This is a genomic window from Periweissella fabaria (assembly GCF_918814575.1).
Classification (GTDB): Bacteria; Bacillota; Bacilli; order Lactobacillales; family Lactobacillaceae; genus Periweissella; species Periweissella fabaria.
The window spans coordinates 108,858-134,715 of sequence record NZ_CAKKNS010000005.1 but is presented as its reverse complement, the minus strand read 5'-3'; the positions used below and the strand labels follow the sequence as shown (position 1 = coordinate 134,715).

The window sequence follows — 25,858 nt, the reverse complement described above, 5'->3', positions numbered from 1 at the left end:
TCGCGAATTATTTGGTTAAACCCCATGCTTGTAAATGATCGAGCTTCCACGCGACGACGTCATCCCCAGCAAAATCATCCGGACCGTGATCGCCATCTTGGACCCACCAACAGGCAACTTGGTCTGCGGGCAAGACTTGTAAGGCGGCAACCGCTAAGTTTTGACTTTGTAAAACGGGCACCACATGGTCATCGTTGCCGGCCAAAATCAACATTGGTGGCATCCCCGCTGCAAAATACGTAGCGGGATTATATTCAGCCACTAAATCCGGCACCGTTTTGGGCGCTTGTTGATCAAACATTTGCCCTTCAAACGAATTTGCCGCCCCAGTTTCGGGGAATTTTGGTGTGAGACCCAAGACCTTAAATTGGTCAGGCATTACATCCATTTGGTACGGACCGTATGACGCCATCACCGCTTGGACGGTTTCTGGTTGCTCAGGATATTTTCCAAACGTCACATCGCGCATTGTATTTTGATGGGCGGTCACCGCGGTTAAGACTGCCAAGTGGGCCCCAGATGATTCACCACTTAAAATAATGCGTTGCGGATCAATTTGGTATTCAGCGGCATAGGCACGCACCCAACGAATAACGGCTTTGATTTCATGAATTTGGGTGGGGAATGGTTGTTGCCAAATTAATGAGTAATCCGGACTAACCACGACAAACCCTGCTTTTGTAAGTTTAAGGGAGTTTTGTAACTTAAATGAACTTTTATCACCAAAATATAGACCACCACCATAAATATCGATGATAACTGGTCGTAAGCCACTGGTAGCTTGCTTTGGTTGGTAAATATCTAACGTATGCCGTGCACCGGCCATATAGGCAACATCTGGCGTCACGGTCACATCATCAGGGACGATTACCGGGGCAAATTCGTATGGTTTTTCAATAAATAGCATAAGCTCCTCCAAAGTTTTATTAATGCCCATAGTATCGCATTTTACTGGAAATTAAAAATTATAATTTTCTAAGAAATAACCGATTAATTCAAGTATAATAAGAATTAAATATTAATCGGAAGTTTAAGGAGATCATATGTTAGCTAATTTTTTTGAGACTGTCCAAGCAGCCCAACTAACGAAAGAACTGCAACAATTAGAATACCAGGTCCAAGTCCGGCATCAAGTTATTAACCAAGCTGGTCAAATTTTGACCCCTGTCCTCAACGATTGGCAACTAACTGATCATCCGAGTGTCCAGATCGATGCAGCCAGTGACCAAGTGATTTTAACCACCAAATTCCATCCGCAAATTGATGGGGTGTTAGATGAACTGACATTGTTAGCCGATGCGGTTGAAACTAGCTTAGACGCCAACCAATTAACGTGGCCCTATGCAATGCCATCACGCTTGACTAACCCTGCCCACTTGGCTTTAGCACAAACTGCCCCCACGCAATTAATTAACCGAGCTGCTGTCAGCATTAAGTTCAATCCCTTATTGTTGATGCAACTTTACACACGCGCTTACCACACCGAATATGCTGACCAAGCGAGTTTTAATGCCGCAGTGGTGCAAAAAGTTAGCGACCGCCTCCACATGTACCAATGGTTCATTACGTACATGTTTGGCAACTCACCCTTTGTTCCTGAAGGTTTTGGGGCAGCAAATGAAATTGGTTGCCGTAGCATTGCCGGTACGCTTTGGCATTTACAACAACGCCCAGCCTTTACGCTGACGCATGATGAACGTGGCTTAGCTAATGGGATTACCTTTGAAAACATCGAGTTAGACGGCCAATCATTAACCGGCGTTGCTAGCACGACGTTGGATTTCCTCGCCCTCTTCACGTTATTCTGCCTCACATTACCAAACGATGACCCGAGTGCTGATGAATTAGCTGGCGCCCAAGAATTAAACGCCTATGTCGCTAGTGAAGAAGCCGCCGCCCCCACTTTAGCCCAAGAAGGAGCCGCCGCGATCTTAAATGCGGTGACGTGCTTTGCAACGGACTTGAACTTTAATACCCGCTCAACTACCGTGTTAAACTTATTACGCAGTCGGATTGAAGATGCCCACCAAACACCAGCCGCCGAACTCGCTAAGCAAGGCTTTAACGGTTCAATCTTAAGTTATGGCCGCCAACAGGCTGATGATTTGAAAGCGGCGTGGTTGGCTGATAACGCCCTCCTACCTTCATTGGCTGACTTGGTACCATTACAACAGGCCACGGTGTATAACTTAATCAAAGCCGGCGAGCCGTTTGAATTAATGCCAAGCCATACGTTGGTGTATGATGGGGGTATGTATCCGGCGAGTGTTTCTTGGCCAGAGTGCGAGTAAACCAGAGTGCGAGTAAACCAGAGTGCGAGAACAACCGGTAGGCAGTGAGCACTAACAAAAATCAATGATTATGCGGGTTTGGCATAGTTAGTGATTTAAAGTTAGGCGGAACCGGCTGGTTGTTCGAGCACGTTTTGAAAGAGTGCGAGTAGGCCCGGGTAAAGAACGAGCACTACTGACAATTAGCGAAACATACGGTCTTGGTATCTTAGCTAATTGGTGGTAGGCACAGGGCTTTGGAGCTTCGAGCAAGTTTTAGCTCCACTGACTTAGCCGCTTGCACCTTCGAGCACGTTTTGGCCCCACTGCCTCTCCACTACCTCCCCTCATCAATTCAGAAAGGATTATTTTATGCTAACCACAAAACGCAGAAATACGACCATGGTCATCTTCCTTATCTTGTGTATTGTTCTGGGAATTGGCTTTTATTTTTATCGCGCACAAAGTAATTTGACGCATTATCAAGTAGATATTCCAACTAATGATGCGGTGCAAAACATTAAATTAGCATCCGGCGGTAACGATATTAATATCAGTTTCGTCAACACCGGCACGAGCACCATCAAATTAGATGCTTACGTGACCCCCGCCTTTATCAAGCAAGATGAAATTATTCAAAAGCAAGCCGATGCGTTGAATCTTAATTTCAATAACTCGCAAGGTCACCGGCTTTTCAACGCTAAAAAGGCCCGGCACACCGTTAACCTCGCCATTCCAATTACGGCCACCACAAAGCTTAAAACCGTGATTCTTAATTCCAATGGTGGTAACGTGCATCTCAGCAATATTAGTCAACCGCACACGGTCATTGTTAATTCCAATGGTGGTGATGTGTATTTGACTAGTCAAGATGCGTTGGCGCTTAACCTCAACATTGTCACCGACGGCGGTAAAAATGCGTTTGCTGATAATGGTCGTGGTAATGTTAATAATGGTGGTAAATTAATTATTAACACACACGGCGGTGACGTTATCCGCAGTAAATAGATCTACATAAAAAGCGTTCAGAAAAAATATTTTCTGAACGCTTTTTTATTTGTTTAAATCCGAAAAATAACCTCACCACTCACCGTCTGATCAACGACGACTGGGGTCGCAAAAGCTGCCGTCAAAGTTGAGGCGGTCATAATCGTTGCCGGCTGGCCAGTGGTAATTTCACCAGCGGTAAATAACCAGACCCACTCAGCAATTTGATAGGCATAATTCAAATCATGCACAACAACTAAAATTGTCGCGGATAACTGTGGCAACAAATCCAAAACCCGTTTTTGATACCGTAAATCCAAGGCATTTAGAGGTTCATCTAATAAAATTACCGGCGCATTTTGGAGTAAAATAAAGGCTAACCAGACTCGTTGTTGTTGGCCACCAGATAATTGACTGACATCTTGGGTTAATAATGACGTTAACTCTAGTTCGGCAACGACATCGACCGCAACCGGTGTTTCTGCCCGTTGTTGCCCTAATGCTAGTAAATCACCAACCGTCAACGCATCATAACTTTGATTGTGTTGCGGCAAATAGGCACAGTCCGGAATTTGGGTCGCCAGCTGAGCAAGCAACGTTGACTTCCCACTCCCATTGGGGCCTAACAACACCGTAATTTGCTGGTCGGGTAATGAAGCTTCCGATAACGTTAACAAATCGCGCGGTAACGTAATATTTTTAATTAACATGGGGCCCGCCTTTCCATAAAATCAATAGTAGCGGGGCGGTTAATAACATCAACACGGCACCCGTTGGTAATTCAACCGGATAGTGCACGCTATGCGCCAGCAAGTCACTAGTACTTAACATGACGGCGCCGAGTAATCCCGTCACCACTAACCGATTTTGAGCGGGTTTAACAACCACTTGCGCGATGACTTGGGCGATAATTAAACCGACAAAAAAAGTGGTCCCTAAGACAGCGGTAACTGCGCCAATCAATAATGCGGCTCCCAGTTGCCACAATAGGCTCAGGCGGGTTTCATCAATACCGAGTTGAACGACATGTAATTTTGGCAGGGCAAAATACGTTAATGTGGTCCCGGCAATTTGCCAGATGATGATACCCACAATGCCGACAATTGCTAGCAACCACGTGTCTTGCACCGTGACGTTGGCCAATGACTTACCGACAAACCCTTGATTACTCGTAAGCAAAGTCATAATTGCGTTTAAGACCATCGCCACACCCAGGCCGCCGAGTAATAATTGAAGCGGTTGGCGTAAAATCCGTAACATGCTAGCACGTAAAATTAATAACCACACAACCGCCCACACTGCCCCTGTCAGCACCCGCCATGGGGTCGCCGGCGCAAAAAACACCGCCAGGACGGCATTACCTAATTCAACCCCGCTAGCTAACCCGAGCATGCCACCGTCAACATAGCGATTCCGGAGCGTCGTTTGGAAAATAACGGCACTGGCGGCTAACATCGCGCCGCCAAGGATTGCAAAAATTAAGCGCGGCACCCGCAGTTCCCAGAAAATTTGCGGTGTCGGCCAAGTATGGCCTAATGGTAGAGCTAGTGTGATGCCACTAATCGCTACCAAGACCGCGACTAACCACCAACTGAGGCGCTTCATTTAGCCGCCTCCAACCATTTTTGAATCTGGGTATAGGCGGCTTTAACATGTAAGTTCGCCGTTAAACCAAATTCCGGTGCGGCGGCATCATAGACATGGTGGTGCTGGGTGGCCGCTAAATTATTATACGGGGCTTGTTTGAAAGTTTCGACAAAGTTAGCTTGTACACTTGCCGGCATCGCATGGGCAAAGCGAATCACGACATCCGGATTAAGTTGGGCAATCGTTTGCGGATTAGCCGGGGCGTACATACTATTAGGATCACCGGCGACCACCGTGCCCCCAGCCCGCGTAACCAAATCACCAACATAACTATGCTGGTTGGCCACTAAAAAGGCCCCACCTGGCATCCCCATCAAAATTAAGACTTTAACCCCTTTGGTGGCGTGTGCTTTGGGTAAAGTAATTTGGTGTAATAATTTTTCGGCCGCCCCTTGTTGCTGATACGTGGCCCCTAATTGTGTAATGCTTTGGCGCATGTGGGCATAATCGTTAAAATTCAAAATGTGCATCGGCGTGTGTTGTTGCTTTAATTTGGCTGTGTAATCATCGGCAACCGCTTGATCGACATAGACGACACTTGGATTAATTTTACTAATTTGTTCAAAGTTAATGCTCGTATGATTACCAACTTTGGGTAAATCCCGATCGACGGCTGGTAAGGTTTCCGTGGTTGACGGTACGCCGGCCACTGCCACGCCGAGGCGATCTAAAATTTCGGCTTGGGCGACGGTGGTTGCGACTGGTTTAGCTCCAGTTGTTGCACTTGAGCGTGTTAATTGCCACACCGCGCCGCCCGCTAGTAAGCCGACTAATACGAGACTACTAAAAATAATTTTTTTATTGCGCATTGTTTTTCCCATCTATTGGCTAGGTTAGTGTTTTTTAAGTAACGTCAATAAGCCAATTAAAATACCACCACCAGCAACCCCACCAAGAGCATACATCCAAATCGAACCATGTAAAAATGAATCGGCGGCCGGGCGGCTTGACTTAACGGTAGCAACTGACTGGGCCACCGCACTACTGCTACTTTGTGAAGTTTTATTCACAAGGCCACTACTGCTAGTTTTAGCGCTGCTACTTTGTGAAGAACTGTTCTTGTCAACAGAACTGCTAACACTACTACTACTTACTTGGCTGCTGGCCGCGGTCACACTACTACTTGCCTGACGACTACTAGTCGCAGCGGAACTCGCACTCGCTTGGGGTGTCGCAGCTGTGCTTAATGCTGGCAAACTGGCCGTATTAAATTTTAAACCAAAGCCATAATCATGGTGATAATTCAACGCATCGACATCGACGTGCATCGCCCCATTTACTAAACTAGTTAAATTGGTCGTCACAAAATTAAACGTATAATAATCGGTATTGCCTTGTGTTCGTTTGCTAATTGACGGTGCTTGACCTGCCACGGAGCCGATTGTGACGGGGAAACTGCCCAAATCATGGGTCGTGGCAATTGAAATCGCCACATGGTATTGACCATTAGCAACGGTCACATTGGCCGGGTTAACAAAATAGGCACTCGCATATGACTGCTCACTGGCTGATCCATCCTTTAAAATTTCGTACGGGACCGCTTGCGCCCCCGCCAATGAACTGGCACTGACCAATGTGATAAGCATGGTCGCCCCAGCAATTATTACTCGTTTAAACACGTTAAATTCTCCTTAGATTGAATTGGTTAAATTGATGTTAAAAGTTTTGTCTAATCAAAAAATTAAATAAACGTTTGTGAACTGTTACTCAATAGTATACAATAATTTAATAGTTACTGACTATTAGAAAGGAATTTTTTTCAAATGAAAAAATATTATTTGGCTTTGCTCATAACTGCCTTTACTTTAAGCGCCGTGCCGCAAAGCCATGTGCATGCTACCCCGATTGATGATTCAGCTCCGCATACCGACGTTGCCGTTGATACGTGGATGCCGGATAAAAATTTACGTGACGCCATCCGTGATGCCCTCGGCGATGGCGTTAAATTGACGCAAGCGAATATGGCGCAAATAACGAATCTGGATTTGACCGCCGATGATGTTAGTAATCTAGAAGGATTACAATACGCGACGAACTTACAGTCCCTTGATTTAACTGAAAATAGTTACAGCGACCTTACCCCAATTGGGACCTTACCTAATCTAACTAGTCTTAGTTTACGCTTTAACCATGCCGATAGCATGCCGGATTTAGCCGCCTTGAAAAATCCTAACTTGCAATCACTTAACTTAGGCGGGGATTCCTATGGGACGCAACCGGCCAAATTAGCGGGCTTAGTTAATTTAACGAAGCTCACCAACTTACAAATGTTTGGCAATAATTTGACGGCGTTACCACCAATTGCCCCCAATGCCCCCCTCACAACCCTTGATGTTTCATTAAATAAAATCACGGACGTTAAAGGTTTAACCAATTACCGCGGCTTGACTAATTTGAGTGTTAGTTCCAATAAATTAGCTGATTGGTCACCAATTGCCAAGTTAACCAATTTAACGCAATTAACGGCTGGTAATAATCCGCAAACCAATATTGCGAGCTTAAGTACATTGACAAAGCTCCAAATTTTTAACGCTTCACAACTTGATTTAACTAACCAAGATATTAAAACGTTATTACCAAAAATGCCTAATTTAACGCAATTGGCCATTGATTTTAACGCCCAAATTACTGACATTAGCCCAGTCGCTAAACTTACTAACTTATCAACATTGGTCTTTAGTAAAGATTCCGTGACGGATTTAACCCCGGTCGCTAATTTAACCAACTTAACGGATTTGGAATTTGGGAACAACCAAGTTAGTGATGTCAGCCCCTTGGCCAAGTTGACTAACTTAACGGATCTCGAATTTCCCCGTAACCAAGTCCTTGATATCAGCCCATTACACGCGCTCAATCAACTTGATTACTTCAATGCCAAGTTCCAATTTATCACGCAACCAACGTTACTTTTACCTGCTAAAAGTAGTTTCACCACCACATTAGCGGCTAAAGATATTGATGGTACGGTGATTCCATTGACTTATGGTAGTGGCACGCCGGCTGATTTAAAAGGTATTTTTGTGACTTACGCACCCCAAACAGCAGCTGGTAGCACCAACTTTACGTGGAGCAAGCTTGGCACTAAGAGTGTCACGAAAAACTTTAACGGAACGGTTGTCCAACCATTTGATTTACAAAAAGCTAACTCCGCCGACCAAGCCACACCGGTTAAGTTGCTCGTAACTAAAGGCGATAACCCGAACTTAACTTCGGTCGCTAGTACGTTTATCATGCAACAAGCAACGTTAGTGACCCACCCCAATGGCAGCGGAATTTTGAACTTCAAGCTCGTGGTGCCAACTAACTATGGTAAAGATGGGGTAATGTTCAAGGATGCTAAGCAAGTCAGCGCCCAAAAAGCCGGTGATAGCTACATTTTGAACTACCAATTACCATTAACAGCCGCCCAAATGAAGGAACCGGCTTTGCTTGAAAACATGCACGTTGATATTAATTTTGGGACGTTTGTTTATAACAATATTTACAACGTTTACTTTAAAATCGTGCACAGTACGAACTACGATCCGCAACCACCCGTTGACCCGACTAAGTTACCTTTTGACTTGCCAACGAGTCCTAGCAACACTAGTAACCAAGCCAGTCACACTGGGCACATGAGTCCAATTATGAAGCCGCAAGGGCCCTTTAGCATGACCCGTTCCGTGGGCTTGCAAATTTTAAAGGGTGACCAATCGCAATCTGCTTCAGTGGCCAACCAATATATCCAACCAACGGCCACATTACAAGTCCAACCAAATGGTAGTGGGACATTGTTCGTCAAAGCCATTGTGCAACTGGCCTTTGGTCCCAACAGCCTCACCTTCTTCAGTGGTCGTCAAGTGAGTGCTGTCAAGGATGGTGGCAATTACGTGATGACGTATGCCTTACCATTGACGGCGACACAACTAAATGCCACAGAATTCTTGGAAACAATGCATGTCGACATTAAAGTTGGGAGCTTTATCTACAACCATGTCTACAATGTTTACTTCAAGTTACAAGGTGGCAAAATGCTGCCAACTAATACGCCCGCCAGCTTGATCAATCAAAGCTTCACGAATGCCGCGATTTTCAATGGTGGTAACGTGCCCACTAACTTAAGTGCACTTAGTGGTAATGCTGGTATACCCGTCGTGCCAACAAGTGCGGTAATTGCCGCCGGACAAACGCATGACACGAATGCCGTTAAGCAATCCACTGATACCATGGCTAGTACGCCTGCCAAAGCGGTGGCCCACGCAGCTACTGCCAAACCAACGCCAGCAAAAACGGCCGCACCGGTCGCCAATAACAGCAACCATAAATTAGCCGCTGCAGCAACGCAACCACAAGCCGCCCCCGTGAACGTCAGCGGTTATATCAAGAAAGCCAGTGCCTTTGTGGCCGCGCTCCTTGGTGTTGTCGCCGTGTATGGTGGCTGGTACTGGTTCAAGCAACGCAAGTAAGCTGTAATTGAATAGCTAGATAGTGAACTACCCTGCACTCAAGTGAGCGCAGGGTATTTTTGTAGAAAAGGTTTTGCTTTAGTATGAAAGATCAAGCTGATTTTATTAATAAGATGTAATAAAGAATTTGATATCATTTAAAAAGCGCTCACTAGTCTGCCTAGTGAGCACTTTTAATTTATCACAAACTAACTAATTCAAGACCGTGGCCTTACGCACATAGACTTTATATTGTTCTCTTAACATTGCTTGCAATTCCGTTACTATTTCTTTTGATAAATATTTACCCACCATCACCATCGTGGTATGTTCAATATTAGTATTTAATTCATCTTTAAATATTAATTTTGTCAAAAAATCATTCATCAAATATCGTGTAATACTTGGTGTTATTTTTATTTTTTCAACTGTAATTTGCTTTAATAATAACTCAAATGCTTTATAGTGTTCAACACGTTTATCCGTAGATTTATCTGCTTGTGTAAATGTACGAATTAATGATTTATCATGGATACGATAATTATAAAGTACATCCTTAATTGATACGGTTCGTTTAGCCAATTGGTAATTAAAGAAACTAAAATAGTCATCTTCGGATAACTGAGTGTTAGGGAATGTAATTTTATATTCACGTAAATGGGCAGTTTTAGTAACATACTTCCAAACCGCCACCATATAGTATCTATAAATATTCATTGTATTAAATTGTTCAATCCCTGATGCATAAATTTTATTTGGTGCACCAAATATATCAACTTGATCCGTGAAATTTGTTCCATCTTCTTTAATTTTTCGAGCAGCGTAGGTCACAATATCGGCATATGTTCGTTTAAAATTATACATTACCGTTTCCACATAATTATCTGCCAATAAATCATCACTATCTATAAATGCAACGTATTCACCTTCGACATGCGACAGCCCAAGATTACGAGCTGCCCCGACCCCACAATTTTTTTGTGAAATAAACTTTAAATTACTATACTTTTCAGCATATTGCTTTAAAATTTCAGCACTACCATCAGTTGAACCATCATCAACACAAATAACTTCATAATCATATTTCGTTTTTTGGTTAAATATGGAATCAAGAGTGGCTTCTAGATATTTGACAACATTATATACCGGCACAACGAATGATAAATCAACTCTTTTTTCAGCCATTGACGCATAACCCAAATCCAGTAATTTATCAAAATTTTTAACTAACTGCTCAGCTGAAAATTCTTCCGCAGTTGCCAAAGCTCCTTGTTGCAATTGAGCAACAGTTTGCGGCTTCTTAAACGTACTCAAAATCTTACGACCAAGCTCTTGAGGGGTGTGCTTAATTGTTACAATCCCATTAACCCCATCTTTAACCAAATTATCTTTGATATATGGTACGCCATAACAGGCCACTGGGATACCATGGGCCATACTTTCAAGCGCATTCATACCAAACCCTTCACTCATTGATGTTGAAACAAAGACTGATGCATCTTCGAATAACTCTGAGTTGTCAGGACTGTACTGTAGATGTTCAACTACCTCGGTTAATTTACATTTCGCTAATCGTTGATTAAATGCCTCTTCATATTCTTTACTCTCGAAATAGCCTTTAATTACAAACTTAACATTGGCATCACGTTTATGAATATACTCAAATAAATCAATTAATTCATCAACATTTTTGTGTCGTGTTAGTCGGCCAACATATACAACTTTTCTAAGAGTTGTTATTTCAGACGTTTTATTAATTGTAGCAAAGGTTGTTGTTGGCAACACAACTACTGGACTCTTTGCAATGCTTGCTAAATCATTAGCTTGTTTTTGTGTCGCAACAGCAATTAAATCTAGTTGACCAAATTCTGGTTGAATAATCTTTGTGTATTCACTAATGACATTACCTGCATAATTCCGATGATTTTGATGCACATAACCAATTGTTTTTAACGGATTATCAATAGACATAATTGATACAACAACTTCTGGACAATCAGCAATAAAAACACTTGGCTCTTCCCGATTAAGCTCATTTAAAAAGAATAAAAATAGTTGTTCTTCATAATCAAATAAATAATCAAACCCTTTATAATTAATTAATTTCCACATTGTTGGTTCAATCGTCCCATACACATTTGTATAAAATACTTCTAACACTGTGTTCCCATCAACATCTAAGTAATTTTGTGATATCAAATTATTAGCATTGTCATAGTTTTCAGTCATTGATAAAAAGCCACGCCAATCGTAATAATGCGTTAACGTTTTATTATTAAAACGATCTAAGTAAACAACCTTGTCTACATACTTTTCCGTACCGCCCATTGCATAAATTTGTGCATATGTTCGACCGGATTTATTTATCTCAAAAAATTTTTCATTATACTTCAAATTATAACGCTCACGCGCTAATGACTTCAAATCGCGCGTTGTCTGATGGTTGGCTTGTAAATTTGTTGCTTTCTGAAAAAAATCAAACATATTTATTTGTACATCTGAAATATTATTTTCTTCTGTAATCAGGGAAAGGCGTCGATTATATTTGCGCGTCACAATTTTAGCCTGTATATGGGCTGAATTTAATGCCTGTGTCCGTTGAATTTGAGCAAATTCAATACCACTATTTCTATCAAAAAGATTTTCACCAACTGAATAAATCATTATTAAGCCTCCTTACTTCCATCTTTTAATAGTTGTTCCCATTTTTTCCAAATACTTTCCGCAGAATAACGTTTGGCTGATACATACGCATTGGTACTCATTTGTTGTAATAAATTTTGATCTTTAAACAACTTCACAAATTTTTCAGCTAATGCATCGATATCATGTTCGCGAACAATATATCCAGAAAAACCATCTTGAATAATTTCTTGTGGCCCATATTCAATATCATACGTAACCCCAACAAGTCCATGAGAACTCGATTCAAGTGCGGCTAAATTAAATCCCTCAAAAAGTGAAGTTACACAAAATACCTGGGCTTTATTTAGAACTGCATCATTATCTGTTGTATACTCATGGAATTTAATAACTTTTTCCATATGTACGTTAGTAATTAGCGTTTCTAATTCATTTTTTAATTCATTACTATTAGCATATCCATACATATTTAAAGTTATTTCCGGTACCTGTTCATGGGCTTTAGCTACCGCTCGAATAATATCAGCATGTCGCTTTTCGTGGGCAATTCGTGCTAAAACTGTTATATTACCATATTCACGTTCAGCCATTGGAATTTGTGGTTCCTGAAATAATTCATCTGGAACAATACCCACTGGAATGGTATATAGTTTCTTAATATCAGGAAACCTTGCTTGGACGTCACGAGTTTGGTGCTCAGTTGCCGCAATAAATCCATCATACTTGTCGGCATTACTAAGTTGATATTCAAAAAACTCATTAAGCTCTGATGTCATTGGACTACGGAAATCAAGAACATGTGAATTGTGTAAATGTGCAATCGTATAAGCAGGTTTATCCAGATTCAATAATGCCTCATCTGCAATAATAGGTTGATCAATCACCATAATATTACCAGGACTAGTTTGATTATTTATCTGATTGATAAAATCACTAAACATGTCATCAATGGTATCAAATTGATAAACTTTCCCATCGGATTTTGTTAATATGAAGCCACTAAGTTGTATATTTTTATTACCATCAAGTTTTAGTGCACATGATATGACAACTTTACCGTTTGGTGTATACCATTGTTGATTACTAATACCAGTTTGATTAAAATTAAAGCATCGTACGGTTTTAAATCCACGACTATCGTAATAATCAATATAAATTAGCTTACCAAAACTATCATAACTCTCAACGAAATTCACCGTTTTATCCTCAGCACGATATCCAATCTTAGCAAAGAGCATCCCGTCTAATCGTGTAACTTCATATGTTTTATTATCTATATCCTCTGTATAAATTAATAATGAAGGATCTAATCCTAAATCAACCTCTTCAGCTGATATCGCCTTATCTTCCATAATTAAACTACCCTGATAATAATCAAACATATTTATTAAATGCGTATCATCAATTCCCATTTTACGAGTTTCACTATGAAGATTAGCATCCCAATCACGATTAAGTAAACGGTAATCAACTCCGTGTTTTTCAAAAAGATGCATTCGGTTTATAGCAGCATGTTCAATACCAGATTTTTTAACTGGCATCCCAAAATCAATAAAGTAAATCATTGTAGTTCTCCTAATATATTGTAATAAAAAGCACGGTTAAACTAATCTAGTCTAATCGCGCCTAAATTTATACTTCAATCTGTTTCCAAGTCGTTAACAAATCCGTCATCAACGTATCGACTTCGGCTAATTTAGCCGGGTCGTTATTGATGTTGGCTTGGACTAATTGTTCGTACATGTAGTCGTATAAGTTGATCAATTCTGGGCCCACTGAACCTTCCACATCTTGGTTAACCGCGTATTTAAGTTCCAAAATAATGTCTTGGGCTAAGAGAATCTTGGCGTGGGTCTTAGGCTTGTCTGCCGCTTCAATCGCCTTTTGGGCTAACTTAACATTCTTAATCGCGCCGGCCATTAACATGCTAATCAATTGGGCGGGACTAGCACTCATCACTTGGTTTTTTAAATAACTTTGGTTCGTTTGTTGGTAGTTCATCATGGGTCATTTTCTCCTTATACATCCCGGTTAATGAAAGTCGCCTGCGCATCATATTGCATGTAGGCCGCGACGGTTGATTTTTTTTGCGTCATCGTCATAATTTGTGCTTGGACGGCATTTTTTTGTTGCTCGATGCCGACTAACAAATGTTGAAATTTATTTTGAATATTTTGGATTAATAACTGCTCATCAGCGGCTAACGCTGTGTAATCAATCAGCGTTAGCTTGGCCAATAGTTGGTCGTTAACGCGCAACACTTCTTGAATCGCTTCCGGACTAGTCGCGGCGCGCTCCAAATTATGCCCCAACATATCAATAATAATGCGGTCTGTTGTTGATAACATGCCGACTCCTTTCATTTACCAGTGGTTAAATCCCGGCCCCAATCTGTGAACTAAAGTAGGTCATTTGTGATTGAGCTTGGGCCATAAAGCTATCTAAAGCACTAAACTGGGTCACGTATTCGGCCCGTTTAGCGGTTAATTGATCTTGAAAATTACTAATTTGCGTGTTCAAATCTTGAATCGTTGAGTCAAAGCCAGCGGTCGTTAAGGCGATAATCCCTTGGTTGCCAGTTGAGTTAACCAAATATGAATTCGTTAACTTCGCTAAGTCCGTCGCATAGCCGCGTTCATTGCTGACAATCCCGGTTTTCGCATCAGTATCGGCGCTGTAAAAGAAATCTTTCACCGCTTGCGGATCAGCTTTAAGAGCTTTACTGAATTTATCAGTATCAAGCCCCAGCGTACCATTTTTATCAATAAATGAAATCCCGACTGAATCTGACGTCTTATTAGGACTAGCGGGATTCCCCCCGCTCACGCCTTCAGTCACCATGTTTTCCAGCGATTCTTCGAGTTGCGTTAAGGTCGCATCCCCAACGAGAGCCCCTGTTTGGTTATCCGCTTTGGTCGGGTCACCTGGGTCCAAATCTGAGCTAATTAAGCCCATCAAGCTGTTATATTGGTCAACCATTTTTGAGACTGCACCTTGAAACTTACTCGTATCATCGGCCAAGGATAAAGTCGTTGGTGTCGCAGTAGCATCAGCCCCCGTCCCACTCGTGGCACTAACCCCAGCCAGCGTAATCGTGGCGCCATCCAAAACATCAGTCACGTTATTGGTGTTCCGGGTAATTGGTAAGCCATCTAATGAAAAAAGCGCTGATTGACCTTGGTTAGTAGTTGCTTGGGACGTGCCTAAGCCAAGTTGGTCGGCAATCCCGGCCGTTGAACTACTATCCACACTGAAGGATGCTTTCCCGGTCTGGGTACTCGTAAAGACAAGGTGGTTATCGACAATTGATGCTTGAATATCCGTGTTTTTGGTCTGGGCATTAATCTGGGTGACAATCGAATTTAACGTGTCGCCGGGCTTAATATCAACCGCGACTTTACTACTAGTCGCCTTGCCATCCCCAATCGTAAATCCCGGGACATTAATCGGATTGCCATCGGTCCCAGTAGGCGTATCCGCTTGGGGATTCAAATCAATCGTGAAGTTACCAGTAATATTTAGCGCCGTCTTACTATCAGGCACACTATTCACCCGGCCACCAGTCCACTTAGACGCGGTCGCAAGCTGCTTGACAATAATATCGTGGCTGCCCTCACTGGCCGTATCATCACCGCTAATCGTGGCGACACTCATATTCGTACTATTGGCAACTTTGGAATTATACGTGTCTGATTTTTGTAAATCTTGGACATCGTTTAAAAAATTCGTCAAGCGACTACGCACATCACTCCAGGCTTGTTCTTGGCCTTGTAAATCTTGCACTTGGTTTTGTAATAAGTTCATCGGGATTGAATCGGCTTGGATCAGTTGATCAATTGTTTGGGATGATACTCCCGAATATTGACCTAAATATTGATTAGAAGCCGCCGCCCCAACACCATCAGTTGTCATATGCTTATCCTCATCGCCACTACTAGCTTCGGCCTTTGTTAATATATCGTCAATTTAGGCGGAAAGTTAATATCTAGTTAGTGATTTCTTTTTAAATTAGTTACGAATTATATCGGCTGCGATGGTCAGGAAATTAATTCATGCGGTGTTATCTTAACGGTTGCTTAACTTTTATGGCCACAAAAAAATGGTCGAATTTTAGTAATTCAACCATTTCTTTTAGTTCTATTGTGTTAGTTAAGTGCTGTTAATCACAGCAAATTTAAAATTAACCTTGTAACAATGAAAGCACACTGTTAGGCATAGCATTAGCTTGTGCAAGCATTGAAGTTGATGCTTGTGACAAGATGTTTGACTTAGTGAAGTTCATCATTTCTTGGGCCATATCAACGTCACGGATACGTGAGTTAGCATCTGACAAGTTAGTTGTCGTTGCTGACAAGTTGTTGATTGTGTGGTCAAGGGTATTTTGAGTCGCACCTAATGCAGAACGTTGGTCAGAAACTTCCTTGATAGCATTGTCAATTTTAACAAGGTTATCGTTGGCTGTCTTAATATCTTGATCATCAACTGACGCTGCAGATGTTGCAGCGTGATCTGTAACCGTACCAGCAGGAGCAGCAGAAACAGCAGATAATGCAACTTCTCCTGTAAGACTCAAGTGTTGACCAGACACGGCAGATGCGGCAGATGTTGCAGCAGTTCCAAAGAGACCAGCTGTACTCATATCACCAATAGAAGCTTCAACGGTTTGATCAGCGTTAGCCCCAACTTGGAAACTGAACTTAGTAGCACCAGTTAATCCTGTAGTTTTATCCTTTGAGCCATTACCACTTAACAAGTTCTTACCGTTAAATTGGGTAGTTGTTGCAATTTTATCGATTTCACCTTGTAATGATTGGTATTCAGCATCAATTTGCTTACGGTCGTCGTGGCTCAAAGTACCATTGGCGCTTTGAACAGTAAGGTCACGCATGCGGCCAAGGATTGAGTGGGTTTCGTTCAAAGCACCTTCAGCAGTTTGAACAAGTGAAATACCGTCTTGGGCATTACGCTTGGCTTGGGTCAAACCACCGATTTGAGCTTTCATCTTTTCTGAGATAGCAAGTCCGGCAGCGTCATCCCCAGCCTTGTTGATCCGTGAACCTGATGATAATTTAGCCAATGAGTTAGCTTTCATACTGTTAGCAGAAACTAAGTTGTTGTATGTGTTCATTGCTGCAACGTTTGTGTTAATACGCATAATTAATTCTCCATTTAATTTTTATTTGTGAGATTTCCTCATGCTATATATATCGGACCACCGAGCGATTATTTAAGTAATTTCGCAAATAAATTGTAGAATTATTTATTATGTTATTAAGGATATTTTATTGTATTTATATTATATAAAACCGACTACTAAGCTACTTTTAGACTGGCCATTTACCGCAAAACACCCCCGGAAGTTGGGTGGCTTCCGGGGGTGTTGATGGTATTTTGGTAGTCGACGCACTAAACGTGCAAAACGCTGCAAATACCGCCGCATATACACAATCACCTACTGACTCATAACCCAAGTCGAAGGTAGTGGGCGCTCTAAACGTGCTCTCCTCCTCAAACACCTCCGTCTAACTTTAAATCACTTATATGCCTAAACCGCATATTACGTGATTTTCGTTAGTACTCGCTGTTTACCGAGGAGGTTCGCACTTTACATATAATTCAAGATCGTCGTATTCATAATCTTCGTCCCCATCGCAAGGGTACTTTGATATGTCGTTTGATCCTTTTGGTATTCCATGTAGGCTTTGGCCATGTCAACGTCTTGAACGTTGGACTTCATCGTCGTTAAGTTCAAGTTTTGACTCGTGTTTTGGGCACTAGCAATATTTAAACGGTTCACCACCGCGCCAATCGTTGTTCGGACATTCACGACTTTATCCGAGAAATTCGATGTTTGGCCGAGTAAGTCACCACCCAAGGAACTCTGTGCGGCTGCTAATTGATCAGGTTTACTAATACCGGTGTTCAATGTTTTAATCACATTAGCAAAGTAATCCCCGAGTTGCGTACCCGCGCCACCTTGGGTTGTCCCACCCACGATATTGGCACCATTCGTGGCTAAATCAATACTAACCCCACTTGAAATCGAGCGCGTTTGATTCGTCGTCGAACCATTGTACTTAATGCCAATGATATCCCCGGCCTGCACATTATTATCCGCGTCATCAGCCGTGGCTTTCACCAATTCAAAAGGTGGCTTATCGATTTTAGTCCCGGCAAAGACATACCGGCCACCATAATCGGCGTTCAATGAATCAACCACACTGGCCATCACTGAGCTAAGTTCCGTTTTGTTAGACTTTAGTTCATCCGGCCCATACGCCCCATTGGCTGATGCCTGGACTAACGTGCGAATCCGCAACATTTGGTCGCTTAACCCACTCAAGGCACTATCTTGGGTTTGTGAAAGGTTAATGGCATCTTTAATCGTGTTAGCATACGTTTTGTTTTGCGTTAATGAACTACTAAGCGCCATAATTTGTGACGCTGCCAACGGATTATCCGATGGCTTGCTAACTTGTTGTTGGCTTGAAAGTTGTTGCATCGTCGCTTGTAAGCTTGATTGACTATTCCCTAAATTGTAGAGAAAGTTATTATAAGTTGTATTTTCAGAAATTCGCATTAGTTAACTCCTGTTCGGTTAATCAAAGTATCCAACATTTCGTTAACTACGGAAATCATCTTCGCGTTGGCTTGGAAGCCTTGTTGGAACTTAATAACATTGGACATTTCTTCGTTCATATTAACGCCTGAAATCGATTGTTGCTTAGCTTGGACTTGTTGGAGTAAGGCCAATTGCGTTTGGGCATTATTGTTGGCGGCTTGCGTCACAATCCCGTTTTGGGTCACGATATCGTTGTACATCCCCGATACCGTCGCCCCGGTTGCATCATCGACAAATGATAAGTTATCCGCACTCAACGTCAAGCCTTTACCACTGGCGGGATCAGCTAACTTAGTGTTTTGTAAGTGAGCAATCGCTTGGGCTAATTTACCATCCCCGGCATCCGGATTAGTTCCGACCCCCGCTTGTAATTGACTGGGGTTATTGGCAATCGTGGCATTAACTTGTAAGTTGGCCGCGTAGTTAACTTTAGGATCGTAGGCGGGTTGCGGGTTAGCTTGACCGGTTACGCCTTTAAAAGTAAACATTAACTTATCGGCTGACACACCATTGGCACTCATTAACGTGTTCGTAGCGGTCGCCAATTGGTAAGCAAATTTGTTTAACTTACCCATTTGGTCACTTAAATCACTGAGGGCTTGTTGGTCCCCTTGAATCGTCCCACTACTAATCGTTACTGGTGTCGCCGTTTTCGTATTGTTAGCCACAAAGACAACATCTCCAGCTTTACCATTTCCTGGCACCGCAAGCGCACTGTTTTCACTGTTCACATCAGTTGTCGCCGTAATCACACCCGCCGCCTTAGCATCCACAACCCCCAAGGTCCCTTTGACCCCATCCGCATCCAAAATGGGTGTCGGGGTTGCTTTACCATCAGTTCCTGGCATATTAAGGGCCACCGTGGCACGACCGTATTGGTCAATTGTCGTCGTCGTATCAGCCATGCTTGAGAGCTTTTGAATAATTTGATCACGGGTATCCAACAAATCATTTGGTTGGTCACCATTTTGGCTCATGTTATAGATTTGCTTGTTTAATGTATCTAGTTGGTTAATTGTTTGGTTGAAGTCCATCGCATTTTTAGCAACGGTACTGACGGTGTTACTTTGTAAGGCTTGCACATTGTTAGCCAATTGGTTAATTGAATTGGCCACGGTTTGCGTTGCCCCTACCACGGTCGTTTGAATCCCTGAAACCGATGGGTCATTGGCAAAATTAGTCCAAGCGGCATTCATTTTATCAATCTGACTCAAAATCCCCGTTGATGACGGTTCGTTGTAGTACCCTTCCAATTGGCCTAACACATTCGCGCGCTCACTATAACTGTTTAACACGCCACCAACTTGGTTGAGTTGACCTTGGACGAAGCTATCACTAATCCGTTGCACCGAACCAGCCCGCGCCCCCATCCCAATGTCACCAACCCCCGCAAAGTGCATCGCCGGCATCGTTTCAATATCAACGCGTTGCCGTGAGTAATACGGATTGTTAGCATTGGCTATATTGTGACTCGTCGTTTGCAAGGCCATTTCATTGACCCCTAAACCAGTCGTAGCCGTATTTAATGTTCCAAATAAATTCATATCGTTCTCCTACATATCCGTATTGACCACTAGCGTTGCCGCGGGGGCTTGGGCGGGTTGAGCTTTACCATATGGATTGCGGGTCGCTTTAACTGATTCACGCACCGCATCCATTAACATTTTTTGATAATCCATTTCCAATTGCGTTAATAACAAATTTTGTTCCTGCAATAATTTAATTTGGGCAACCACCGCCTTAATGCGCGGCGTCACTTCACCAAGATAATCATTTAACACGGTTACAAAAGTTTCTTTTTGGGCCACGATGGCTGGTAATTTATCAGCTTGATTGGCTTTTAAAACTTTATTTTCCGTTTGCAATAAGCGCAAAAATTGGGTTAATTTACCATAAAAATGTTGTTCGTTCATCGTTTCCACCTAACTACTTTTGTTGGTCGTGCATTTCAGTTGTTAATTTAGCTGCTAATTTATCCAGATCGACTTTGTATTCACCAGTCGCAATTTGACTGCGAATCGCCATTAATTTCGCATGATCAACATGTTCTTCGCCCGTAGTTGCAGCCGTTGGGTGGGCAATTTGTTGGGCGGTCTGTGAAAATTCAAGTAACTTCGCGACTTTAGCGCTCATACTTGTGGCGGGGGTACTTGTTGGGAGCGCCGTATTTTGCTTGGCCATCAAGTTAACTTGCTTGTTATATTCGTTGTATCCTCGATCAATGTTCATCGGTTCATTTCCTCCAGGTTAGATTTATATAGATGGTTAATTTTGATTATCTCTTATACTATCGGCGCTTGTGACCAGAATTTAAGTCAGCCCACAGGATTTACTAATTTCTTAAGCTTTAAAGTGCTCCGCGTGGGCGTTAATCTTTTGATTCACCTGGGCGGCCAACTTAGTTAAGGATGCTTCATGGGCATGGGTCCGCGCACGTTCTTGGGCCGCAAATGAAATATTATAGCTGTCTTTGGGTGTCACGTTGATTTCTGGTAAGACTTGCTGGGTTAAGTGTAACATTGGGGTTGTCTTCCCTGCCGCATTAAGCGCGGTGAAGTTGCGATTATAGTCGTCAATGCGGTTAATATTCATAGCGGACCCTCCGTAAGTTTGCTTGCTATATTATCGGCTCATCCGGGTGCGAATTAAAGGGTTTCAGCCTAACTAATTTTTAGCCAAAAAGCGTTCTAGCAGTCCGATATATTCGAAATACGACAAAATCCTCATGAAGACTTTTCTTCATGAGGATTTTTAGTGTATTTCTCGGTATCGCCCGACTTCTGTCACGCTCTCCAGTTTTTACATATTATTCTTTAATCTGGAATTGCGCACTAAGCGTCTTTAATTCCGCGGCAATCGTTTCAAATTCCGCCACATTGTTAGTAAATTCATCCATCGTGGCCAGAACTTCTTCGGCATTGGCAGAAACTTCTTCGGTCCCGGCCGCATTCTCTTCCGCGGCCGCCGCAATCGTAGCTAGGCTCGTTGAAACTTGATCCTTAACGCTCGTAATATCACTCATCGCGGTACTAATTTGTTCAATTTCGGCTAACAGACTTTGGTTAGCTTGGTAGACTTCTTGCGTGGCGGTAATCGCTTGTTCTAAAAGGTCAGATTGCTTGGCCCCACCGGCCACCGAATTAGTCGTGGCCGTCACCATCGCACTCGAATCAAGGCGAATTTCGGCAATCAACTTACTAATATCTAACGTGGCGGCCTTACTTTCTTCGGCTAATGTCCGCACTTCATTGGCCACCACCGCAAAGCCTTTACCCGCTTCTCCGGCCGTAGCGGCTTCAATCGCGGCATTTAAGGCTAGTAAATTGGTTTGCTTCGCAATTTGGTTAATAACATGAATAATGCTATCGATATTTTGGACTTTGGCATCCATTTGCGTCATCTTAGCCATCAACGCTTCCATCTTGGCTAATTCAGCTTGCCAATTATCGCGGACATTATTCGTGGTCACGAGATTAGTTTGGTTTAAATCCGCAGCATGGTTGGATGTGCTCGTCATTGTGTGAACATTTTGATCCAATTCATCGACAACTTTAGCGAGTGTTTGCACTTGGGTCACACTGTGCTCAGTTTCGGTTGCTTGACTCATTGAGACGTTTGAAATCGCCCCAATCGTGTTCGTCACTTCTTCAGTTGCTGCCGTCGTTTGCTTAGCTAGTTCCAGTAAGCTACTAGCCCCTTGAGCGACTTGTTGGCTGTTAGCTTGCAAGCGCAAAATCAAAATACTAATTGAGGCAATCATGGCGTTGTAGTGTTCACCTAAGCGATTAAGTTCATGTCCATCGGCTTTGGGCGTACTGAGATGGGCCACAATTCCGGCCAAACTCCAGCGGTGCTTGGCTGCGGGATGAATTTGTTCCAACTTCCCCGCCCCAACTTGCATGAAGTAGCGTTCATAATTGGCGATTAATTGTTCTAACAACTTAACGAGTAGCACCGTGATAGCAATAATCACGAGCGCCATACCAATGAGCACAATTAGTGAAGCCCCGTTTAATAAGCCGAGTTCTTGGCGCATTTCACTGGGAGCAACTTGGGCATAGGCCCACGCTTGGCTCGTTTTGGATGATTTATCAAAATACACTTCACTAATCCGGCCTTGCCCCGGTACCCGCACAACCCCGCGTAGTTGCTTACTAGCAGCAATCGCTGCAAAGACTGGTTGAGTGGCGACATCAGTCCCTGGCTTGTTCACTAAAGCTTTAGTTGTCCCAGCCGCGGTAATGACCGTCCCAGTTGGCGTCGCTAGCGTAACGGCTCCGGTGTGCCCAACTTTGATTGCTTTAGTGATATTACTCGTCGCATCGTTTAAATAATCAATACTAATGACGTTAACATCCCCATTAGCGGCCTTAATTGGTAATGCAGCACTTGTCACAAATTTACCCGTCGTAATATCTTGGTGGGCTGGGGCAAAGAACACCCCGTGCTTTTGGGTCAAAGCACCTTTAAACCAATCCTTGGTGCGTGGATCAAAGCCCACCGTCACACCGGCGGTTGTTGCATATTGCCCATCAGGGGTACTAAAGGTAAAGCTAAGATAATCGGTGCCCGCCGTGGCTTGGAACTGATTTAAAATGGTTTGGATTTGCGTTAAATCAACTTTATCATTCGTAAATGCTGGTAACTTCGCCATTTGCGTTAACTCGGCGGCGGCTTTGTTGCGCAAATTATTATTTGAGGCAATTAACACCGAAGTCGCACTTATTTTATCAACATTCAAGCGATTATACATCAATTGCCGCGTGATAATATTGGCACTAAGCATCATCACAATTAAGGGTAGCACGACTAGTAAAATCAAGCCGCTCCCTAAGAACATCCCACTATTGCGTTTGCCACGCGTTGTCCGCTGGCCCCATTTTAATTTGACCAACCACTTAGGTCGGGCCAATTTTGGTGACCACGGTAACCGCCCGCGACGGCTTGAGTTCTGGGTAGCTCGCTTAAATTTCATTATCTAAAACCTTCCAAATGCCAAAATTTAGTTCTATATGCCATTTATCGGTACCAATCGCTTACCTTTAACTTTATTTACATAACATTTACAAAATTTATTGCATATCTTTGATTGCTGTCACATCTGGTTGGGCATCGAGTTTAAAGAAGCTTGTCGCCGTCGCTAAATCACTGGCAATTTGCTGCAATTCATTAACGTTATTTGTGAATTCATCCATCGTGGCCAAGACTTCTTCGGCATTAGCTGAGACTTCCTCTGTTCCGGCGGAATTTTCTTCCGTTGAAGCCGAGATGCTTTCAAGACTCGTAAGGACTTCATGTTGAATCTTTTCAATTTGGGCACTCGCCGTTTCAATCATTTGAATTCCAGCGACCATTTCTTCATTATTTTGGAAGACTTCTTTAGTTGACACAATTGATTCACTGATCAAGCGGGATTGTTTTTCGCCCCCAGCCACTGAAGTAGCCGTTTGTTCGACCATCGCTTCGGACTTGGTTTGAATCTTTTTAATAATGGCGGCAATATCTTTGGTTGCGGTCTTACTTTCTTCGGCGAGCTTACGAATTTCAGCTGCCACGACCGCAAAACCTTGTCCCGCTTCACCCGCACTGGCCGCTTCAATTGAGGCATTCAACGCTAATAAATTCGTTTGTTGCGAGATATCATTGATCACGCCGATAATTCTGTTAATTGCTTGCACATTTTGGTTCAAGTCTTCAGTACTGTGCATCAACTGTTCCATCTTGGCCAATTCGGTTTGCCAGTTTTGGTTAACATTATCAGTTAAGGCTAAGTTTTGTTGATTTAAGCGTGCGGAATGATTTGATTTATCCGTCATCGCTACAACATTTTGGTGCAGTTCTTTGACGACTGTTGATAAGTTTTGCACTTGGGTAACGCTTGCTTCCGTTTCACGAGCTTGGTTCCCGGTAACTTCGGCAATCCCGGTAATCGTGCTGGCCACTTCTTCTGTCGCTGCATCCGTTTGCTTAGCTAATTCAAATAAATCTTGGCTGCTCGTAGCGGCGTGTTGACTGTTATTTTGCACACGTTCAATCAACACTTTCATGCCGTCAATCATCGTGTTAAATTCTTGGCCTAAACGATTGAGTTCATGCCCTTCTTCATCCGGCCGGCAAATCCGGTAAACCATTGAATTAACAAAGCCTTTGGCGTGTTGTTGGTCACTAAAGGTAATCAATTTACCGTGACCAATTTGATCAAAATAGTACATGTAGTAGGCCATCAAGCGGCGAATTACGCGAATAATAATCGTCGTTAACAAACTAACCACAATTAAAATTAACAATAAAATAATGCCGGCTGCAATTAACGTACTGCGTTGCTCTTTGGCGAGTTCTTTATGGGAAATTTCGGCAATCGCCCAAGTGGTACTGTCGACACCACCTTTATTAAAGTAAATTTCATGGCGGTTGCTCCCCGTACCGATTTTTAAATGACCAGTTTGGGTTTTGGCTGCCGCGATAGCTTGATATAAGGCCGTGCCTTTTAAATTGGTATTAGGTTGGTGGATTAATTTACGGTCAACGCCTTTAGAAGCTAAGACCAACCCTGTCGAACTAATTAAAGTGGTACTCCCCGTGCGGCCAACTTTAAGGGCATTAATGACGTGTTCAATCGAACGGTATGGGAAGGTAGCCACCAAGACCCCTTGTTGACCACTTTTGTTCGTCACCATAATTGAGTATGAAGATAAGGTCAACCCAGTCAACGGATCACTATAAGCGGGGGCCGCATATGGTTGACTTGGGCGGGCAATCACCCCTTGATACCATGGGCGGGTCTGGGCATTATAGCCGGTTGGTAATTGTGAAGTGAAAGCAAACTTACCATCAGTAGTCGCAAACCCTAAATTAACAATATCAGGGTCACCATCGTCTTTAATGTAGCCTAACGTTTTACCAATACCATCAATATCAAATTTATCACCAGTAAAATCTGATTGCTGGGCAATGCGGCGTAATTCCAAAAACGCTTTAGCTTGCATATTATCTTTGGTGGCGACCAAAACTGATGTCGCACTCTGTTCATCAACCTCCACCCGATCATCAATTAATTTATTTGATATGATAAATGACCCAATCGTCATTAAAATAACCGGGATAATTGCGATAGCTAATAAGCCTATCCGCAATCCAGGGGCGATACTCTTGCGTTTGCTGTGTTTCATTAATTCTCTCCTCTACTGTCTTCCTTAAAAGAGATATATCGGCAAAAAATTAAGTTAATTAAAGGTATAACTAATTTTAATTGCATAAAAACTTTT

Annotated in this window: 21 protein-coding genes; 3 read left to right on the top strand and 18 right to left on the bottom strand. The window is 42.8% G+C overall.

The window, feature by feature from the left end:
• Positions 1 to 7: 7 nt before the first annotated feature.
• A complete protein-coding gene (locus LQZ75_RS06625) occupies positions 8 to 907 on the bottom strand; it encodes an alpha/beta hydrolase (protein WP_230097049.1) in 900 nt (299 codons plus the stop codon).
• A gap of 136 nt (positions 908 to 1,043) precedes the next feature.
• On the opposite strand from LQZ75_RS06625, the gene LQZ75_RS06620 reads away from it, so the two are divergent.
• Both LQZ75_RS06620 and LQZ75_RS06615 read left to right on the top strand, forming a co-directional pair.
• A complete protein-coding gene (locus tag LQZ75_RS06620; protein ID WP_230097048.1) occupies positions 1,044 to 2,291 on the top strand; it encodes a hypothetical protein in 1,248 nt (415 codons plus the stop codon).
• Between the two features lie 351 nt (positions 2,292 to 2,642).
• Positions 2,643 to 3,278: a DUF4097 family beta strand repeat-containing protein gene (locus LQZ75_RS06615; RefSeq protein ID WP_230097047.1), complete on the top strand. Its 636-nt coding sequence runs from the start codon at positions 2,643 to 2,645 to the stop codon at positions 3,276 to 3,278.
• A 53-nt stretch (positions 3,279 to 3,331) separates the two neighbouring features.
• Here the strand turns inward: LQZ75_RS06615 and LQZ75_RS06610 are convergent, their stop codons facing one another.
• Genes LQZ75_RS06610 through LQZ75_RS06595 form a run of 4 tightly spaced genes read right to left on the bottom strand, consistent with a single transcriptional unit; the run spans position 3,332 to position 6,523 of the window.
• Positions 3,332 to 3,967, bottom strand: coding sequence for an ABC transporter ATP-binding protein (locus LQZ75_RS06610; protein ID WP_230097046.1), 636 nt, complete (start codon positions 3,965 to 3,967; stop codon positions 3,332 to 3,334).
• Positions 3,957 to 4,862: an iron chelate uptake ABC transporter family permease subunit gene (locus tag LQZ75_RS06605; RefSeq protein WP_230097045.1), complete on the bottom strand. Its 906-nt coding sequence runs from the start codon at positions 4,860 to 4,862 to the stop codon at positions 3,957 to 3,959. The genes LQZ75_RS06610 and LQZ75_RS06605 overlap by 11 nt, the downstream gene beginning before the upstream one ends.
• Positions 4,859 to 5,713, bottom strand: coding sequence for an ABC transporter substrate-binding protein (locus tag LQZ75_RS06600; protein ID WP_230097044.1), 855 nt, complete (start codon positions 5,711 to 5,713; stop codon positions 4,859 to 4,861). Before LQZ75_RS06600 ends, LQZ75_RS06605 begins: the two co-directional genes overlap by 4 nt.
• A gap of 24 nt (positions 5,714 to 5,737) precedes the next feature.
• A complete protein-coding gene (locus tag LQZ75_RS06595; protein ID WP_230097043.1) occupies positions 5,738 to 6,523 on the bottom strand; it encodes an NEAT domain-containing protein in 786 nt (261 codons plus the stop codon).
• A 144-nt stretch (positions 6,524 to 6,667) separates the two neighbouring features.
• Between LQZ75_RS06595 and LQZ75_RS06590 the strand changes: the two genes are divergently transcribed.
• Positions 6,668 to 9,349, top strand: a complete 2,682-nt coding sequence (locus LQZ75_RS06590; protein ID WP_230097042.1) for a leucine-rich repeat domain-containing protein — start codon at positions 6,668 to 6,670, stop codon at positions 9,347 to 9,349.
• A gap of 192 nt (positions 9,350 to 9,541) precedes the next feature.
• Here LQZ75_RS06590 and LQZ75_RS06585 read toward each other — a convergent pair whose 3' ends face one another.
• The 13 genes from LQZ75_RS06585 to LQZ75_RS06525 all read right to left on the bottom strand — a co-directional run bounded on the left by LQZ75_RS06585 (position 9,542) and on the right by LQZ75_RS06525 (position 25,762).
• The gene (locus LQZ75_RS06585; RefSeq protein WP_230097041.1) at positions 9,542 to 11,992 is read right to left on the bottom strand and encodes a glycosyltransferase; all 2,451 of its coding nucleotides are present in this window, start codon (positions 11,990 to 11,992) and stop codon (positions 9,542 to 9,544) included.
• A 2-nt stretch (positions 11,993 to 11,994) separates the two neighbouring features.
• Positions 11,995 to 13,536 (bottom strand): glycosyltransferase, encoded by a 1,542-nt coding sequence (locus LQZ75_RS06580; protein WP_230097040.1) that lies wholly within the window; start codon positions 13,534 to 13,536, stop codon positions 11,995 to 11,997.
• A gap of 67 nt (positions 13,537 to 13,603) precedes the next feature.
• Positions 13,604 to 13,975: a flagellar export chaperone FliS gene (fliS, locus tag LQZ75_RS06575; RefSeq protein ID WP_230097039.1), complete on the bottom strand. Its 372-nt coding sequence runs from the start codon at positions 13,973 to 13,975 to the stop codon at positions 13,604 to 13,606.
• 14 nt (positions 13,976 to 13,989) lie between these two features.
• Entirely contained in the window at positions 13,990 to 14,319 is a 330-nt protein-coding gene (locus LQZ75_RS06570) for a hypothetical protein (protein WP_230097038.1), read from the bottom strand.
• Between the two features lie 25 nt (positions 14,320 to 14,344).
• On the bottom strand, positions 14,345 to 15,883 hold the full coding sequence (fliD, locus tag LQZ75_RS06565; protein WP_230097037.1) for a flagellar filament capping protein FliD: 1,539 nt from the start codon (positions 15,881 to 15,883) through the stop codon (positions 14,345 to 14,347).
• A 268-nt stretch (positions 15,884 to 16,151) separates the two neighbouring features.
• Complete coding sequence (locus LQZ75_RS06560) at positions 16,152 to 17,126, bottom strand: flagellin N-terminal helical domain-containing protein (RefSeq protein WP_230097036.1); 975 nt, start codon at positions 17,124 to 17,126, stop codon at positions 16,152 to 16,154.
• A 450-nt stretch (positions 17,127 to 17,576) separates the two neighbouring features.
• On the bottom strand, positions 17,577 to 18,551 hold the full coding sequence (gene flgL / locus LQZ75_RS06555) for a flagellar hook-associated protein FlgL (RefSeq protein WP_230097035.1): 975 nt from the start codon (positions 18,549 to 18,551) through the stop codon (positions 17,577 to 17,579).
• The gene (gene flgK / locus LQZ75_RS06550) at positions 18,551 to 20,137 is read right to left on the bottom strand and encodes a flagellar hook-associated protein FlgK (protein WP_230097034.1); all 1,587 of its coding nucleotides are present in this window, start codon (positions 20,135 to 20,137) and stop codon (positions 18,551 to 18,553) included. The genes flgL and flgK overlap by 1 nt, the downstream gene beginning before the upstream one ends.
• A gap of 9 nt (positions 20,138 to 20,146) precedes the next feature.
• Entirely contained in the window at positions 20,147 to 20,506 is a 360-nt protein-coding gene (locus tag LQZ75_RS06545; protein ID WP_230097033.1) for a hypothetical protein, read from the bottom strand.
• 13 nt (positions 20,507 to 20,519) lie between these two features.
• Complete coding sequence (flgM, locus tag LQZ75_RS06540) at positions 20,520 to 20,822, bottom strand: flagellar biosynthesis anti-sigma factor FlgM (RefSeq protein ID WP_230097032.1); 303 nt, start codon at positions 20,820 to 20,822, stop codon at positions 20,520 to 20,522.
• 111 nt (positions 20,823 to 20,933) lie between these two features.
• On the bottom strand, positions 20,934 to 21,185 hold the full coding sequence (locus LQZ75_RS06535) for a hypothetical protein (RefSeq protein ID WP_230097031.1): 252 nt from the start codon (positions 21,183 to 21,185) through the stop codon (positions 20,934 to 20,936).
• Positions 21,186 to 21,399: 214 nt separating this feature from the next.
• Positions 21,400 to 23,568: a methyl-accepting chemotaxis protein gene (locus LQZ75_RS06530; RefSeq protein WP_230097030.1), complete on the bottom strand. Its 2,169-nt coding sequence runs from the start codon at positions 23,566 to 23,568 to the stop codon at positions 21,400 to 21,402.
• Between the two features lie 97 nt (positions 23,569 to 23,665).
• Positions 23,666 to 25,762 (bottom strand): methyl-accepting chemotaxis protein, encoded by a 2,097-nt coding sequence (locus LQZ75_RS06525; protein ID WP_230097029.1) that lies wholly within the window; start codon positions 25,760 to 25,762, stop codon positions 23,666 to 23,668.
• Positions 25,763 to 25,858: the final 96 nt, after the last annotated feature.